Raw genomic sequence first — 16785 nt, 5'->3', positions numbered from 1 at the left:
ATTTGAAGGATTGATTCCATGCCTTTTGTATATCTACTCTTTGTATTGGCATTAACTCTGGTAGTTTTTCCTGTACGAAGAGCTGATATTAAAAATATTCATTCAACAATTGTTACAAGCGAGGAAAGGTCTCTAATCGGCCGTATGCCGACAAACTCAGATCAGGTGGCAATTTGGATTGATATAAAAGAATTCCCAGATCCATTGCCAAGATTGATTATAGAAGCAGAAGACAGGAATTTCTATTATCATATTGGTTTTGATCCCCTTGCTGTATATTCCTCCTTGGTATCACATTTATTTAGCGATGGTAGGCGTGGTGGAGCATCTACAATCACGATGCAGCTTTCTCGTATCCTTCACCCAGAATGGAAAAAATATCCTGTCCTGATTCGCAAAGGATTGGAGATATCAAACGCAATCCAAATAGAGTTCTGGTTGAATAAGGAAGAAATACTCGAGTCGTACATCAACTTAGTACCGATTCACTCAAATGCAAAAGGTTTCCCCCTTGCCTCACTTCGTTATTTTAAGAAAAATATTCGGTTTTTGTCAATGGAAGAGAGTGTCGCCTTTATTATTCTCATGCGAAACCCAAATCCAAGTTACGAAACCTTTTCGAAAAGATACATAAAGTTATACGAGTCATTTACAAAACAAACATTCTATGACCATTCCTTGCTAAGAGAAATCTATGATGCAATCTTTAAAGCCAAAGGTGAAAATATATACGCGCTCTCTGAAGAGGAGGGACACTATCTTCAGTGGATAAAACACCAATATCCAAACCAGACAGAAACATTTGAATCAAGCCTTTCCAAGGAGATGCAAAGCCACCTTCTTTCCATTTTAAATTCAGAATTACAAACTTTAAAAAGATGGAATGTATCCAATGCTTCGCTAATCGTCTTATCTCTTTCCCCAGAGGAAAAAAATATAGTTCAATTAAAAGCAATGATTGGATCCAAAAATTTTTGGGATGAAAACGAAGGAATGGTGAATGGAAGTCTATCCTATCGAGATGCCGGTAGTACAATCAAACCATTGCTCTATGCCTCTGCAATAGAAAGAAATTTAGTGCAAATCCATACAATCGTGCCCGATGAGAAGATGACATTTTCTTTAGGCGGAGGTGCCAGTTATGTTCCCAGAAATTCAGACTTAAAGTATTGGGGTGAGCTAAGCCTAGCTGAATCACTTTCGAACTCTCGTAATATTCCAGCAGTTTCAGTAGTGAACCAATATGGGATGGAAAATTTTCTCAACACACTTCGCGAATTCGGTTTCACTCATTTACGGCAATCTCCCGATTTTTATGGTCCAGGTATTGCTTTGGGTACGGGAGGTGCCAGTTTATTTCAGCTCACTCGTGCTTATGCGAGTTTTCCTATGAGGGGAGTATTGCCGAAAGTTTTTTTGGGAAAGGCTGATGGTCAGCCAATCTATTTTGGTGAAACAAAACGAATGTTTGGTGAAGATACTGCAGAAGAAATCGAATCTGTTCTTTCGAATGCAAAATTAAGGACACGTGCATTTGGTAGGAGAAGTTATTTAGATTTTCCATTCCCAGTTGCTTTAAAGACAGGTACATCTAAAGACTATCGCAATTCCTGGACCATCGCTTGGAATGAATCTTTTGTCGTAGGAGTATGGGTTGGTAATTTTTCTGGCGATAAAACCATGCAAGTTTCAGGGTCTTTTGGTGCGGGACGAATTGTACAGAATGTGTTTCGTTATTTGGTGCAAATTAAACCCAGCCAAAATATTCCTTCTAAATTTACAGATCTTATAAATTTCTGTAAGGAGAGTGGTGCTTTAGCAAGTGAAGATTGTCCCAAAATGTCTTTATTGTATTCAAAACGAAAAAAAAAGCCTGACATTTGTAAATTGCATCGGAAAGAAAATTTTAAAATTACACATATGAATTTTATTTATCCGCAAGACGGGCAAACATTTCTTTACCACCCCAACGATGCAATGATGACTCAGATGATTCCAGTTAAAATCAGAAACTGGAGCAAAATCCCGGATACAGATGTATATTGGAATGAGAAAGTTGTGAAGCAAATTCCTAGCTCGGGAGAATTTAGAATTCCCATTGAGAGAGGGGATCACCAATTGAGCATCCGCACAGGGGAAAAGATTTTAGATCGTGTTGTGATCACTGTTAAATGAAATACCGTCATCAAAATACGAAATCAATTCTTTTGGGAATCCTATTGTTTCATTTTTTTTTGGATTTTCCTTTCCGAGATTGGGGGAGCTATTTCCCAGCCTTTCTTTTTTTTCGGAATGGATTTTTTTCCATACAAACATGTTTTCTTGTTATTTTTTTCTTCTCCGCATTGAAAATCTCACACCAGAGTTTCTCCTACAAACTTACCTTTAGTATACTGCTCTTACATTGGTTCTTTTTACTTCTTTACCAAAATAGATTCCAAACAAATATTTCCTGGGATTTGTATCTTTATTTTATCAACAATAGCAAGATTCTTTTTCCAAATCTCTTTGAGTATGTAAAATACTTTTGGTCTCTACTCCTTGGTGTTCTTTCTTTTCCGATCTTATTGGTCTGGCTACGGCAAGGATCTTCTTTACCAAGGTTAGGATTCTTTTTTGTATTTTCCATGTACGCTTTTTCTATCATCCTATCCTTTCAAAATGGGGGCCAAATGATTTCAGAAGGCAATCCTTTGGATACTTCCTTTCGAAGTGACCATAGGAAAAATCCAAAATCAGCTGCCGATCCAATAAGAAGTTCTTCCAAGACCCCTAATATCGTAATATTCATGTTAGAAGGTGTATCAAGAAATGAAATCCTCTCTTTTCAAAGTAAGTACTTTCAAACCAGAGACTTACAAGGATGCCATTTTTGGATTCCGATTCCACATAGTGCAAAGAGTATAGTTTCCTTTTTAACATCGGAATCCCAATTGAATTCTGCGAATGTTATAACAAATGAGATTGACCAAACGAAAATTCTACCTCTTCGATTGCGGTCTCTTGGTTATAAGACAAGCTTTCTCTATAGCCAAAATTCTCACTTGGAAGGTCTTGATTTCTTTTTAAGTAGGTCCTTTTCAAATGTCGTGGATGCAAACAACCTTCGTTCACTCTATGAGGGAAAATTTGAAAGTTTTAGTTGGGGTATGGATGACGAGGTAATTTTGGAGTATTTACAAGACAATAGCTATCAGTTTACTCCACCATTTTTTATATTCATTGGGCTTAGCCAAACACACCATCCTTATTTTAGTAAAAATGAAACAATACATGACCCAAAAATGCGCTATAAGGCAGCCATTAGAGAGTCGATAGAAACAATCGATAGGATAGCCCAATGGCTCCTAAAAGAAAAGGGAGAAGACATTCTATTTATCCTCACCTCTGATCATGGTGAATCCTTTGGTGAACAAGGGGATTGGGGGCATAATTACTCAGTCTATAACCACCAAACAGACGTTCCTTTTCAAGTCTACTTTCCGTGGACAGACCAAACCTGGACACCGAAGCTTGGCACCTCATTAGAGTTTTCAAATTGGATACAAGCCTACCTATCCGGTGACAATCTTCAAAGTTTCGCCTCACAAGAATTTGAATTAACATTGCAGCAAAGTACCTGGAATTCGAATCGGCAAAGAGCATTGGTTCTAGGTAAAATAAAGTATATCTACCATGCAGACAGAGATCTACTTTTGCGGATGAATTTAGATGAAACCAATCAAAAACAGATCACAAATCAGATTGAAAAAAGGCAAATATTGCAAAGAATATTCGAAACAAACAAACATAAAAATCAGGAAAAAGTACAAAATGTGCGGTAGATTTGGTTATACTTTGATTACATTAAAAGATGGAACCCAAAAATGGATCCGCTTGGTTCAAGAACTTCCCGAATTTGAATTGGAAAAATTGGATTCTCTCTTTAAGACCTTACAAGGCACAGAAAACTTCCCAAGTGGCAAAGCACCTATACTCCTCAGATCAAAACCAGGCTACGAGGTGAAAGAGGCAATCTGGGGAATTAAGCCAGATTGGTCTCCCAAGGTAATCTTCAATACAAGAGTTGAAAAGTTATTTTCCTCAAATGTATGGAGAGACCATATCAAAACGCAGCGGTGTATAGTTCCTGCCTCCTATTTTTTAGAATGGAAGTCCGAGAAAGGAACAAAAATTAGATACCGAATCCAAAATTCTGATAAATCAAATTTTTGTTTTGCGGGGATCTATGGAAAGACAGATTCTGATGATCAATCCATCTGGTTTACGATTCTGACCCAAGAAGGGAACTCACTCATGAAAGAGGTACACAATACAGGAGGAAACCAAGGGAGACAACCAGTTCAGATTGAAGAAAAAGATTTAGAAGCTTGGCTTGATCCAAATATTAAGGAAGAAACAATGATAACAAAGTTAATCCACCAATACCCTTCTGAATCCATCCAAGCCTTCCCTGATGCGGAAGAACCATTATTGTTTTAACTTTGAAAGAATGTAAGATAGTGTCTTTTCAGGAATTTCAAATGGAAAAAAATGAGTACAGTTTGTCCAAATTTCAAATTCGGAAGATTTCACACCTTTCGTGATCATCCTTGCTAAGGCCGGTGTACATACTTCAGGTGGATCAGGGATGAGGATAAAACTCGGAACTTTGATCTTTTTGAATTTCCAAAATACTGTATAGTGTGCATGAGAAAAGATACGTCCTTCAACTTTGGGATCACAGCATAGTTCCACTTCTTCTCCATTGCCAGTCTTTCGAAAGCATGAGTTTAGATAGTCTTCAAATATAGCCCCATCCCAATGGGCGAAGGCTGGGAATTTCTGGTAGGCCCGCCGAACTAGATTTAAATTGTTAAATGTTTTTCTGCGTTTAAACGCACCTCTTGCCAATGGGCTTCCGAATATCTTTGCAAGAGTAATGAGTTTTAAGCCCAAGATCACTGGATCTAAAGCAATTACCTTTCGGATGGCATGGGGATTTTTTTCTGCTGCGAGGAGGGAGGAAGCACCACCCAAAGAATGCCCAAGCAAAGTCACCGACTCTAGGGATTCAACTCGGATGAGTTCTAAGATTTGGTCTCGAAAGAAATACCAATTTTGGAAATAGAGATCACTCTCACTTTTGCCATGTCCAATAAAGTCCAAGCCAATCACTCGATAATCTGCCTTGAGGGCTTCCCAGTAGTAACGATAGCAATGGGCACTATAGCCGTTTGCATGGCAGATTAAGACAGTTGGTTTGTTTGCCGTTTCCGAATCATAATAGGCAACTTTTTTCCCTTGGAATGTGAAAGTCTTTGCATTCATTTTTCTATTTGACCTAAGTTTGCTACGTTCTAGATTGCCAGTATCTCATGCAAGTCCAGATCGTTCTCTTTTTCTGTATAGCTGTATTCTTCAATGCATTGGCAAACATTTTGATGAAGACATCCTCTCTCGCAGATGCAGAGAAGCCAATCCAAGCCAATGCAAATGGACTTTTCCAAACGCTCTTCAATCCTTACTTCATCTTAGGTCTTGCGAGTTTCGGATTAGCACTGCTCGGCTATCGTTTTGTCCTGGGCAAAGGTCTGAAGTTATCTCTTGCTTACCCAGTCTTTACGTCGAGTGGTTTTATTATCGTATTGTTAGCGAGTGCTTTCTTTTTCAAAGAGAGATTGAACTTAACCCAGTGGATAGGCATTGTCTTTATTCTAATCGGTGTTTGGTTGACCGCTTTGCAGATGTTTGATGTCGAATCTTGAAATCGGTACTCCTATTATTTTTTAATCTATTTTTCTTTCTTCATTGTCGCCCTGATCTTCCCATCCAAGTAGATACCAAACCCCTTAAATCGAATGTGATATGGATCGTGATTGATTCACTTCGCGGAGATATCTTAGGCAATTATGGCGTAAGCCCACACCTGGATGAATTTGCAAGGGAGAGTTATGTATTTGAAGACCATTTGGTAAATGCGGCTTGGACTCGGCCTTCGACCTTGGTTTTTTTTACTGGAAAATATGCCAGTAGTTTGCCTGTTAATTTCTGGGATTATCCGACCACTCGAGAGGAGGTGTCCGAGTTCTACCGACAGGTCAAATATCCTTTGCCTCGTATCCTTTTGAACCAGGGGATGAATACGATTATGGTTGGAAATAATCCCTTTCTAAATGATCAATTTGGTTTGGGAGTAAATGTCGGCTTTAAAGAGTTATACGACTTTTCAAATTTTGCGAAAGATACTCCTCTGATTACAAATAAAACATTGGAAGTCATTGATACGATTTCCAAAGAAAAAAATGCAAATCCTTTTTTCCTGTTTATCAATTTCAATGACCCACACAAACCTTATACACCACCCACTGGATATACAAACCGTATCCAAACCAAAGAGATTTTAGAAGAGAGAAAAAGAGACTATTTAGGTGAAGTTGCCTACATCGATGACCAAATCAAAATCATCTTCGATGCATTAAAGGAGAGTGGATTGTATGACACATCTCTAATTTTGATTACTGCTGACCATGGTGAAGTGATGGATCCAGGCCATGCGATTTCCCCCTTCACTGGCACAAATACTTTCTTTGGACATGGACAAGATCTTTTCTATGAAAATATCCACGTACCACTCCTCATAAAAATGCCCAATCAAAAGCAAGGAAGGCGGATACAGAAAAGAACCCAGTCCGTTGATTTGTATCCATTTTTGTTAGAACATTTGAATATTCCAATTCCACCTGAGATTTCTGGACAAAGTTTTGGAAATATATTGGTTTCTGAAAATAGTACAGAACGTACATATTATGGCGAGACTAGAGCAACGCAAGGTGTAGGGATTGCAGAGCATTTTTTATTGCAAAAATCATTTCGTTTTCACAAACCTGGAAAGTTTTGGAAGGGATTCGTAGGAAAAGAAAAATATTTTTACTATGACCGAAAGAAAGACCCTAAACAACTTTCCCCTATTATTTTTTCTGATCTAAGTGAATTAATAGATAACCAAACCTTGCCAGAAGAAGGAAAATCTATAATCTCCAATCTCTGGAATCAGTTAAAGGTTTTAGAGCCCCCTATCCCTATATACCAGATCAGAGTCAATCTGGGTCTTACTATGCTAAATGAGGTAAAGATCCGATTGCAGACCAAAGAAGGGTCCATTCGAATTTTGGAAAGTGACGATTTTCAAATCGATTGGCAGTCCAATCAGAACGCTCTTTTGGTCTGGAAAGATTCGGCTCCTGAAAAGCAAGGGTCAAAACAAATTAGCTTTGAGGTCTATCCTGATGTTAGTTTCCCTCAATTTCGCTTTGAGGTGAACGGAAAACCTGTAGCTGATGATAAAATAGGAATTGGGGTTTATGAAATTTCACCTAATGCATGTAATCCGAATTGTTTTCCTTTTTATGATACAGGTCTGAATCAACCTAGGAGATCGTTCTCTAATATTTTTCAGGTTTGGCGCCAAGGGAAAGGTGCACAATCCTACGAAAGAAAGGATGACTTAGAAACTGATGCCATGGAAATATTGAAAAAACAAGGTTACGTTCACTAACAAAAAAAGAATTATCTATAGGGAAATAAAATGTCTCAAACTCAAAAAAATACAGGGCCATTGTCAGGAGTGAAGGTAGTTGATCTTTCGCTCTTGCTCCCAGGTCCACTTTGCTCACAACATCTAGCCGATATGGGAGCAGAAGTTATCAAGATTGAAAATCCTAGAGCCTACGATGCTTCAAGAGCTATGTTTAAAGGTAACGGAGGTTATCCGGCATTGTTTATGATGCTGAATCGCAATAAAAAGGCGATTACCTTAAATTTGAAACGACCCGCATCCAAAGAGATTCTTTTTAAACTATTAGAAGATGCAGATATTCTTTTGGAAGGATTTCGTCCTGATGGTATGGATAAAATGGGGATAGGATACGATGTGCTGAAAGAAAAATTCCCTAAGCTCATCTATTGCGGAATCTCTGGGTATGGGATTTCGGGTAAGTACGTAGACTTTGCTGGCCATGATATCAATTATTTAGCGATTTCTGGTGTTCTCCACCAAACAGGAAATCCTCCAAGACCCGCTGGATTTCAGTTGGCAGATGTGGGTGGTGGCTCTTTGTCTGCTCTGTCAGCCATCCTTGCCGCTTTGTACTACAGAGAAAAAACGGGAAAAGGCCAGAGAATAGACATTTCTATGACCGATGCTTCATTGCAGTTCCTCTCCTTGTATGGTGGAATTCATTCCGCCTCGGGAATTACTCCAGAACCGGGCAATGAGATTTTGTCTGGAAAGCTCCCGAATTACCAAATCTACCAAACAAAAGAAGGTAGATATGTTGCTTTGGGTGCTTTAGAAGACATGTTCTTCCAAACATTTGTTAGAGCAATTGGTAAAGATGAGCTCTTGAAAGAGATGCCGTTGAAAGAAGAAAATCTGGAAAAGTGGAAAGCAATTCTAACAGAATACTTTCTATCCAAAACATATTCTGATTTGGAATCTATTTTTTCTAATGAAGATGCTTGTCTCTCACCTATTTTGAGTTTGGAGGAGGTTACACAAGACCCGCATTGGAAGGAACGAAAGATGGTCTTTGACGTCGAACACCCGAAATACGGAAGGATCACCCAGTATGGTTCACCTTTTCATTTTTCAGAAACACCCTTTTCGTTTAGAACCTTCCCTCCAGAACATGGCGAGCACACAGAAGAAATCCTCAAAACGATAGGGTATTCTGACGCAGAGATTAGCCAATTCAAACAAGAAAAAGTAATCTAGACTTCTTGCTTTTTTGCTGAGTAAGCGCTCTTTTGTCCTAGGGTTTCGGTAAAATGGAATCCTAGGACAAATATGAAATTTTTACAGTTTTCCGACCTGCACATTTCAGAGGCCGAAAAGGCATATTCTTTTCAAATTTTAGATGAGCTATTAAACATCGCAAACACTGAATCAGTTGACGCACTCTTTTTATGTGGCGACATCTTTGATACCTATTCTGATTTTGTTGCCTTGAGGCATGAGTTTGTAAAAAAAATGGAATCTGCCTCCGCCGAAGTTTTTTTCCTTCCTGGCAACCATGAAGGATTGAGACGCCCTGACAAACATACCCGGTACCAAATGTTTGACTGGGGTAAAAAAATTCGATTGTTAGATGAAGAGCCATATCACTTTATCTATCTCAATGAAAAGATTGAAATCTTTGGCATTCCGCATAGCCAATCTTATACGCAGCTGCTTAACATTTCTATCCCAGAAAAAAAAGCAAAATGGAGGATTGGGCTTGCACATGCGACTGTCTTGAACATGAGCTACACTGGTCCGAAAGAAGAGGTGGAAGAGGGAGGGGGCTTGTTAGACCCTGCTCTATTCCAAAAACTCAACATGGATTTCGTGGCCATTGGCCATATCCATTCCTCAAGATCTCAATCCTTTGGAAAATTAGAGGTTTGTTATGCAGGTTCCTCGCGGGTTTGGCGAAAAGGAGAATTTGGAGCTCGCTTTTGTGTTTTAATCCAGGTGAATGAGCAAGGAATTTCTAAAAAATACTTACCCATTCAATCAGCAGGACAGTTTTATGAACTCAACATTGAACTCGATTTGAATGGAAAAGCAAAGTCTGAAGCAGACTTAAATTTAGACCAATATGGCAAGTCTGACTATCTTTTAGTTCATTGGAATGGTGTAGTTGAGTCAAATCAAGAAAAGCAAAATTATGAAATTGCATTAAAATCAAAGTACAAAGATCGGATTCGATTGCTTGAATTTGATGATCAAAAAGTAAAAACTGTTCCTGATATATCAGAAAATGTTGCCATACGGCAATTCATTCAAATCATCGATCAGAAAAAAGAAGAATTAGGATCCTCCTGGGCATTAACAAAGCAGCTTGGCATTGAACTTCTATTAAACGAGGTTACCAAGTGAAATTAATTTTAGATCGCTTCGGAAAATTTAAAAATTCATCCTTTGAATTAAAACAAGTCTCGATTTTTTCAGGTGCGAATGAAAGTGGAAAAACCACTCTATTTGATGCTTTCGTTTTCTCTTTGATTAAAGTTAAGGGTGCCACCAAATATGGACGTATACTCTCAGAGCGTTATGGTAAAGATGTAAAAGCAGCTCTACAAACCACCGAACCAATAGAGATAAATCCCACCAATTTTTTAAACACCTTTGCGATTCGCGAAGGAAGGGTCGCTCTAGAATTGAGCGAACAAAAAGAAATCACAGAATTTTTTGAAATTATTCGTAATTCTTTGTTTCACGATGGATTTGATCCTTTGAAATTAGTAAAGCTATGTGCTGACAAAGCAAAAACAAATGGTTCTGGCGCTACTGCAAAAGAATTCAGACGGCTTTCCCAAGAATTAGAAATCAAAACAAAGGAATACCAAACGGCTCTTGAAGAGCGCGTTTCTATGTTTTCTGCTTGGGAAGAGATTCCAAAATGGGAAGAAGAAAAATCCCAATATGAAAAGAAAATTAAAGAAATCAATGAGCAACTCCATGCTTTGAACGAGGATTATAAAATCCTTAACAAGAAAGATTCTTTTCGCAAATTGGCAGAATTATCCGAGAAATCAAATTATCTACTTTCTCATAGAGAAGTACATGAATCATTTCGCTCGTTTATGGAAACGGGAAAAGATAAGCTCACCTTTGAAAAAGCAGATCTACTCAAGGAAGGAAAAGCAAAGCTTGTTTCTTTAGGTGATAGCATTCTGAATCAGAAAAAACTTTTCGCTCAACTAGAGGATGAAAAGAATGAAAGGCAAGCAAAGCTTTCCAAAACAGAAGTACATTCCGCACTCGCGACAGAGATAGAAGCAAAGGTCCTTGATTCTATCGCAAACACTCCCAACCAAATCAAATCTACATGGAATACAAAGTATATCTTCACAAGCCTTCTTTTGTTTGTGATTGGTTCTATCTCTTCCTATTTTCTCGCCAATCGGGGACTAGAGCCATGGATCACTTTCCTTCCTTTTGTGGTATCCGCGATCAGCTCGATTGCTCTGTTTTTATGGAGAGGAAAAACGGTTACCGTGATTAAGGATGAGGGAGCATTGCTTAGTTCCCTCGCCTCTCTTTCGGATGCTTTGCAAATCCGTTCAGAAAACACAATAGTTCCTATTTTGAAAACAAAGGAAGGGATTTTTGCGGCAATCAAAAACTTTCGTGATGCTAAGAATGAACAAACTTCAGAGATCAATCATTTGGACAACGAACTCAAAAAAATGAGAACAAAGTTGAATGAGCTAGAATTAGAACATTCTGAACTCTTGCTTCAAATACCAATCTTAGAAAATGAGGTTTTATCTTTATGCCAAATGATCGGACTCAAACATTTTGATCAGTTCCAAGAGAAGATAAATGAAATTAAAATCAACCATAGAAAGTATCAGGAGATAGAAGCTAGCTTGGCAAAAGAGTTTCCTTCCTTTCAGGTGAGTGACTTTGTCTCCTTGCAACGAAAAGTAGAAGCCTCCTTGCAAGTATTAAAAGAGGATTCCATTGTTGAAGAGATCCAAGCAAATGAATCTATCCGGCTGGCCCAAATACCAAATGAAATCCAAAAACTGGGAAAAGTTAAAGAGGGACTTGTCGGAGACTTGCAAATATTAGTCGAACGATTGGCCACAAAAAAGGGAAGCTCTCAGGAAAAGATGCAATCTGCATTGAAAAGAGAAGAGGACAGCTTAAAGTCAAAACTACAAGTAGATGCAGATTGGTTAGAGTTTCAAGAAAAGTTAAAGGCTTATCAAAATTTAGAACAAATTTTTTCTGAGATCAAAGGGAGCTCAAACCAAGAGATGCAAATACTTGTTACGTCTTTACAGAAACGCTGGCAAGAAACTCTACCCAAGGCAGAACTAAGAGCCATTGATTGGAACCAGTTAACTGAGAATCCTAAAACCGAAGATGCACAAAAGGATATAAGAGAGGTACACCAACTTTCAACTGGTACGAGAGATTTATTTTATTTCACCTTGCGATTGGAATATGCATACCGAATTTCCAAGGATCTATCTATCCCTTGGCTTTTGTTGGACGAGCCGTTTAGGCATTTAGACAAAGAAAGGCTAGAAACATCTGTTCAATATTTAATGAGATTCATTCAGGAAACAGGTTGGAATTTAGTAGTGTTTACGTTTGACGAGGATTTAAAAAGTATGATCGAGAAAAATGCAGAGACCCATAAAATTCCCTGCATTCCACATCGTTTGGCTTAGGTTAACTTTTTAGCTTCCGCAAGTATGGTTTCGTAATTTGGTTCTTTTGCGATTTCTGGCACAAGTTCCACATAACGAACAACATCTGACTGGTCCACTACGAAGACAGCTCTTGCCGCAAGTCCTGCAAGTGGGCCAGAGGACATATGAACTCCATAGCTCTTCGAAAAAGAAAAATCTTTAAATTGCGATCCTGTAATCAGGTTGGGAGAGTCAATCCCTTCCGTTGTGCAAAATCTTTTCATCGCAAACGGTAGATCACCTGACACGATAATGGTCGCAATGTCTGCCTCTTTCGCCGCTTTTTCGTTGAACTTTTTTGTTTCGATCGCACACACTGCTGTATCCAAACTTGGTACAGACACCAAAATCTTTACCTTTCCAGAAAGGTCTTTTAAGCTTAGTTCGCTTAAATCTTGTTTTGTGATTTTGAAGTCTGGTGCTTTGTCTCCTGCTTTAGGGATCGATCCCTCCAATTCGATGGGGGAACCTTTGAGGGTCACTGATGCCATATTTTCTCCTACGGGGTTTAGACTTTACAATCTGTTCCATAGATAAGGAAAAATCAAGAAATCATTTTCTCTACTAGGAGTATTGATTCTTTTAATTTTCCTTTTTGAATGCATACATTCAGGGATTCCGTATCTTTGAGTCGATCTGGTGAATCAGAGAAAGCAAGCAATTCTGTCACTATGCTCCATTCCTCCTTTGTCAACTTTCCATCAAAAGTGGCTCCGATTAAAAATGTTGAGATGATAAATTCTCTTTCAGATGGTTCACATTTTTGTAATTGGCGTAAAAATGGATCGTAATCATCCATTTCTGTACTTTGGTAATCGAATTGAAATAACTTAACCAATTTTAACAAAAGATATTCGAAGTTTGGATGAAAGGTTTTTGTAAATACAATGGAATTTGCGATGGCACGTAAGAGGCATTCTTTTCCTTCCAATGTAAACTTTGTTTTTCTTTTTTCTGTTTCGGAAAGCAATCTCTCTGCTAATTTCCTGGAGATGATGCGAGCTTTAAGCTCGGACAGAATTTGCCATGTGACTACTGCATCCCAAATCCCGGTGATGGGTGCCGAAATGTATTCGATAAGAAAACGAAGACTTGTTCGACCTAGGATTGCTTTTAACAAAACTTTGGCGAGGAGATTCGAAATCATCACCTTTAACTTATAAAATAAGGATTTGATGAGTGCTGTTCTTCGGTTGAGTCTTTTGTAAGGATTGATTCCCAATATGCGTAGTTCTGGATCTGGAATCTCTAAGGCAATTCTCGACAACATTCCGGGCACGGGTGTGAATAGCTCTGGTTCCTCTGCCAATTCTAAGTTGGCATATTCAGCCATTAGATAGGCTTGCTTTAGTCCAAAACGAAATAAAAGATAAAATTCAATAAAAGTAAAAAACAATATAGAGACTAAGTGAATAGATATTACTTTCAATCCTTCCAGAGTAAAATGCATCTGTAGAGGGGGCAAATAAAGGCTGGTAAGTACAAAAAGTACGGTAGTAAAAAAACCAATACAAAAAGACAGAACAACACTTTTTAGGATAAGACGCGTAGCATTCGATTCAAAACTCCTTTCTTCTTTTTCTTTGTTTTTGTATTTTTTGTTTAACCGGAAGAGGACACGGACTCCCCAACGTTCTAAGATGCCTGGTCGGTGTGGAAGAGAGGGTAAGTTCTCTTTGGATACCAATTTATCCTCGTAATATCTCTTTCGGTAAGCTAGGCAAATCGCCTGGTCCTTCCAGAGGAAGGTAAACTAAAAAGCGAGTTTTCGATGGTTCTGATTCCACTTCAATACGGCCTTTGTGTTTTTCAATGATACCCTTTACGATACCAAGGCCCAATCCGGAACCCTCCCCTTGGTCTTTTGTTGTAAAGAATGGATCCCAAATTTTATCTTTTATCTCATGAGGAATGCCAGATCCATTGTCTTCAAAGCCTACCATGATATATTCATCTCCAATCACCCGAGTGAAAATTGTGAGTTTTGGATTGTTTGTTTTTTTCATGGCATGGATAGCATTTGTGATCAGGTTTGTCCACACTTGGTTTAGTTCATCAATATTACATTTAATGTGAGGTAGGTTGCCATAATGCCTTTCGATTTCTACACCTTGTTTGATCTGGTTTTGCATGATGACTAAAGTGTTTTCAATCCCCTCATGGATATCTGCATCTGTATAAGAGGATTGACCTAAGTGTGAGTAGTACTTTAAAGCCTTGACAATGCGAACTATATTTTTAATCGCATATTTTATATTTTTGATGTTTCGATGTAAACTAATGTTGTTTTTCAATAAATCATAGATTTCTTTCCCGCCAATCTTTTTGATGAGAAGTATCTCTTTATCTTTTTGTGGAATGGATTGTTCGACCAAAAACCCAGAAAGTTCGACGGCATCAGATTCTGTTAAGCCTTCTTGGATCAGCTTCTGTTTGATTTCTTTTTTCAGTTTGAATTTATCTTTTGGGTCTACTTTACCTTTGAGTTCATCTCGTATCAAGCCATTCAATAAATCCAAATAAGTCGTACGCAACTCTTCGTTTTCGATCAGTATCCTTAGGTCTGCTAAATGGCTAAATGTATAATCCAAATTGATTTCTAAATTATCCGAAGAACCGTTGATCACTGCAGCCGGAGTATTGATTTCATGGGCAATGCCTGCAACCATAATACCAAGAGAGGCCATTTTTTCTGACTGTACAAGTTGTGATTGGGCCTCTTCCAATTCTTTGGTTCTTTCCTTTACCTTGGCTTCTAGAGTTTCTGTCAAATTCACAAGCCTTTGGTATATGATGGAATTTGAGAGGGACATTAAAGAAACAGATAAGATTTCTAAAATATGTTCGATATCTTGGATGCCAAAGGCTTGGTCTTCTTTATGTTTTCCGAACAAAATGAAACCAACTAAGCTTGATTTCATTGCAAGAGTTGCCACGAGTTTCGACTCAGTACGATCAAAAAAGTTGATGGCAGCATTCTTTATTTTGATATGGCTTGCGGAAATTTCATTTTCGAAATTCTCTTTTAAGTGAATGCCCTCGCGGTCCGAGAGCCACAGTAAAAATGGATCAAAGATCGGAACACTCCAAATGGAGGATTCATCTGACTCTTTGGGATAGGGTCGGCATCGAAAGTGAGCCTCTTCTTCATCCCAAGTATATACCCGTACAAATTGTGTAGGTACTTTCGATTCTAAGTAGTTAACAATGCTTAAGCTGATCAAATCAGGGTCATTGTAGGAGATGAGCTCTTCTTTAAATTTTTCTAGCGCAAACAGGTTTTGGACGAGTTCGTCCCTTTTTTTGGGTTTTTCTGGTTCTTCTTCTGCACGAACCAAGGTTTTGTTCGCAATCGATGCTTTGTTTCCGCTTCGAATCCAAAGAAACAAGAATAGGCTAAAGAGTAGAAAGGCCAGGGGAATGGTTTTTGGAATATGCGGATCGAGTAAACAAAGCACTGCCATCAAACTAGAAAGCATTACAGGTAAGTAGTTTCTAAAAAAAGGAAAGAAAACTTGTCTTTGCATGTTCGTTATGATTTGCTGGAAGAGACCTTAGTTTACAATGATGAGCACTTCGGGTAAAGAACTATTTACGGTAGCCAGAATCTTTGGCGCCTACTATGAACTCCATTCAGCAGAGACATCCTATGTGCGCGCTGTGTTAAAAGGCAAACTTAGGCTCAAACAGTCAGGAGACCGTCATCCCTTTGTTGTAGGTGATCTAGTTTACGCAGAACCTTCGCAAGGGGATTGGGTCATTTTGGAGAAATTAGAGCGAAAAAACTACTTAACACGAAAGAGTGATTTTGGGGATAGCCACGTCCTTTGTGCCAATTTAGATCTAGTTGCCATCCTTGCCTCTTTGAAGGAGCCAGAGACCAAAGATGGATTCATCGACCGTTTGTTAGCTGCCTCGTTCCATACAAAGATACCTCCCTTAATCGTCTTTACAAAAGCAGATCTCGTCTCTAATGAGGAGAGAGAACAAAAAGAGGCCACATACCGCGCCTTAGGTTATGATGTCCTTAGCATATCAATGGAAAATCTCTCTTCACTTGCTGAGTTAAAAAAACACATCCTCGGAAAAACGACCTTTCTATGTGGCAATTCAGGAGTGGGTAAATCCAGTCTTTTGAACCATCTGATGGCCAAAGATGCACAACGTGTAAATGAAATCAGCCAGGGCACCAAAAAAGGCAAACATACCACTACAAATTCCCTCGCTGTTTTTTTAGAAGAGGAAACCGTCATCATTGATTCTCCAGGAGTGAAGGAATGGGGAGTTTTACATCTAGACCAAGATGAACTTTTCTCCAGCTTCCCCGAACTGAGTTCTGCTCGGGCAAATTGCTCCTTGGAATACTGCTGCGATTTAGGTCCTTCCTGCCAATTGCTAACAGCGATCGAGAAAGACCTCTCCGAAAGCAGGAAAAAGAGCCTGGAATCCATGTTGGAGAGCTTGGAAAAGCCCCACCGGGTGACTAGACGGGACCATTGGTCAAAAAGTACAACAAAAAGATATTAGGGAAAAGACTTGCCTCTCCCTCAGTTG

The 16785-nt window shown here is 38.7% G+C and carries 13 protein-coding genes; 9 read left to right on the top strand and 4 right to left on the bottom strand.

Annotated elements, in window-relative coordinates; genetic code table 11:
• Positions 1–18 precede the first annotated feature (18 nt).
• The 3 genes from DI060_RS12190 to DI060_RS12180 are packed head-to-tail and all read left to right on the top strand — an operon-like array spanning position 19 to position 4482.
• Complete coding sequence (locus DI060_RS12190; RefSeq protein ID WP_108976974.1) at positions 19–2175, top strand: transglycosylase domain-containing protein; 2157 nt, start codon at positions 19–21, stop codon at positions 2173–2175.
• Entirely contained in the window at positions 2172–3824 is a 1653-nt protein-coding gene (locus tag DI060_RS12185) for a sulfatase-like hydrolase/transferase (protein WP_108976972.1), read from the top strand. The genes DI060_RS12190 and DI060_RS12185 overlap by 4 nt, the downstream gene beginning before the upstream one ends.
• Positions 3814–4482, top strand: coding sequence for an SOS response-associated peptidase (locus DI060_RS12180; protein ID WP_108976970.1), 669 nt, complete (start codon positions 3814–3816; stop codon positions 4480–4482). The genes DI060_RS12185 and DI060_RS12180 overlap by 11 nt, the downstream gene beginning before the upstream one ends.
• Here the strand turns inward: DI060_RS12180 and DI060_RS12175 are convergent.
• Positions 4471–5310 (bottom strand): alpha/beta fold hydrolase, encoded by an 840-nt coding sequence (locus tag DI060_RS12175; protein ID WP_108976968.1) that lies wholly within the window; start codon positions 5308–5310, stop codon positions 4471–4473. The two genes, DI060_RS12180 and DI060_RS12175, sit on opposite strands and share 12 nt — an antisense overlap.
• A gap of 47 nt (positions 5311–5357) precedes the next feature.
• Here DI060_RS12175 and DI060_RS12170 point away from each other — a divergent pair, with 47 nt between their 5' ends.
• From DI060_RS12170 to DI060_RS12150, 5 genes are all read left to right on the top strand, one after another.
• A complete protein-coding gene (locus tag DI060_RS12170; RefSeq protein ID WP_108976966.1) occupies positions 5358–5747 on the top strand; it encodes a DMT family transporter in 390 nt (129 codons plus the stop codon).
• Positions 5744–7537, top strand: coding sequence for a sulfatase (locus tag DI060_RS12165; protein ID WP_244594383.1), 1794 nt, complete (start codon positions 5744–5746; stop codon positions 7535–7537). The genes DI060_RS12170 and DI060_RS12165 overlap by 4 nt, the downstream gene beginning before the upstream one ends.
• A gap of 30 nt (positions 7538–7567) precedes the next feature.
• Positions 7568–8755: a CaiB/BaiF CoA transferase family protein gene (locus DI060_RS12160; RefSeq protein ID WP_108976962.1), complete on the top strand. Its 1188-nt coding sequence runs from the start codon at positions 7568–7570 to the stop codon at positions 8753–8755.
• Positions 8756–8827: 72 nt separating this feature from the next.
• Positions 8828–9901, top strand: a complete 1074-nt coding sequence (locus tag DI060_RS12155; RefSeq protein WP_108976960.1) for a metallophosphoesterase family protein — start codon at positions 8828–8830, stop codon at positions 9899–9901.
• A complete protein-coding gene (locus DI060_RS12150; RefSeq protein ID WP_167836996.1) occupies positions 9898–12210 on the top strand; it encodes an ATP-binding protein in 2313 nt (770 codons plus the stop codon). The genes DI060_RS12155 and DI060_RS12150 overlap by 4 nt, the downstream gene beginning before the upstream one ends.
• On the opposite strand, the gene tpx is transcribed toward DI060_RS12150, so the two are convergent.
• Genes tpx through DI060_RS12135 form a run of 3 tightly spaced genes read right to left on the bottom strand, consistent with a single transcriptional unit; the run spans position 12207 to position 15758 of the window.
• Positions 12207–12722 (bottom strand): thiol peroxidase, encoded by a 516-nt coding sequence (tpx, locus tag DI060_RS12145; protein WP_108976956.1) that lies wholly within the window; start codon positions 12720–12722, stop codon positions 12207–12209. The two genes, DI060_RS12150 and tpx, sit on opposite strands and share 4 nt — an antisense overlap.
• A 53-nt stretch (positions 12723–12775) precedes the next feature.
• The gene (locus tag DI060_RS12140; RefSeq protein ID WP_108976954.1) at positions 12776–13918 is read right to left on the bottom strand and encodes an LBF_2804 family protein; all 1143 of its coding nucleotides are present in this window, start codon (positions 13916–13918) and stop codon (positions 12776–12778) included.
• 1 nt (position 13919) lies between these two features.
• Complete coding sequence (locus DI060_RS12135; protein ID WP_244594382.1) at positions 13920–15758, bottom strand: ATP-binding protein; 1839 nt, start codon at positions 15756–15758, stop codon at positions 13920–13922.
• A gap of 40 nt (positions 15759–15798) precedes the next feature.
• On the opposite strand from DI060_RS12135, the gene rsgA reads away from it, so the two are divergent.
• Positions 15799–16758 carry a ribosome small subunit-dependent GTPase A gene (rsgA, locus tag DI060_RS12130; RefSeq protein ID WP_439956917.1) on the top strand — a complete coding sequence of 320 codons (960 nt, stop codon included), beginning with the start codon at positions 15799–15801 and terminating at the stop codon, positions 16756–16758.
• Positions 16759–16785 lie beyond the last annotated feature (27 nt).

This window comes from Leptospira ryugenii (assembly GCF_003114855.1).
Lineage (GTDB): Bacteria > Spirochaetota > Leptospiria > Leptospirales > Leptospiraceae > Leptospira_A > Leptospira_A ryugenii.
The sequence above is the reverse complement of the archived record's forward strand: the minus strand, read 5'-3'. Positions and strand labels throughout refer to the sequence as shown.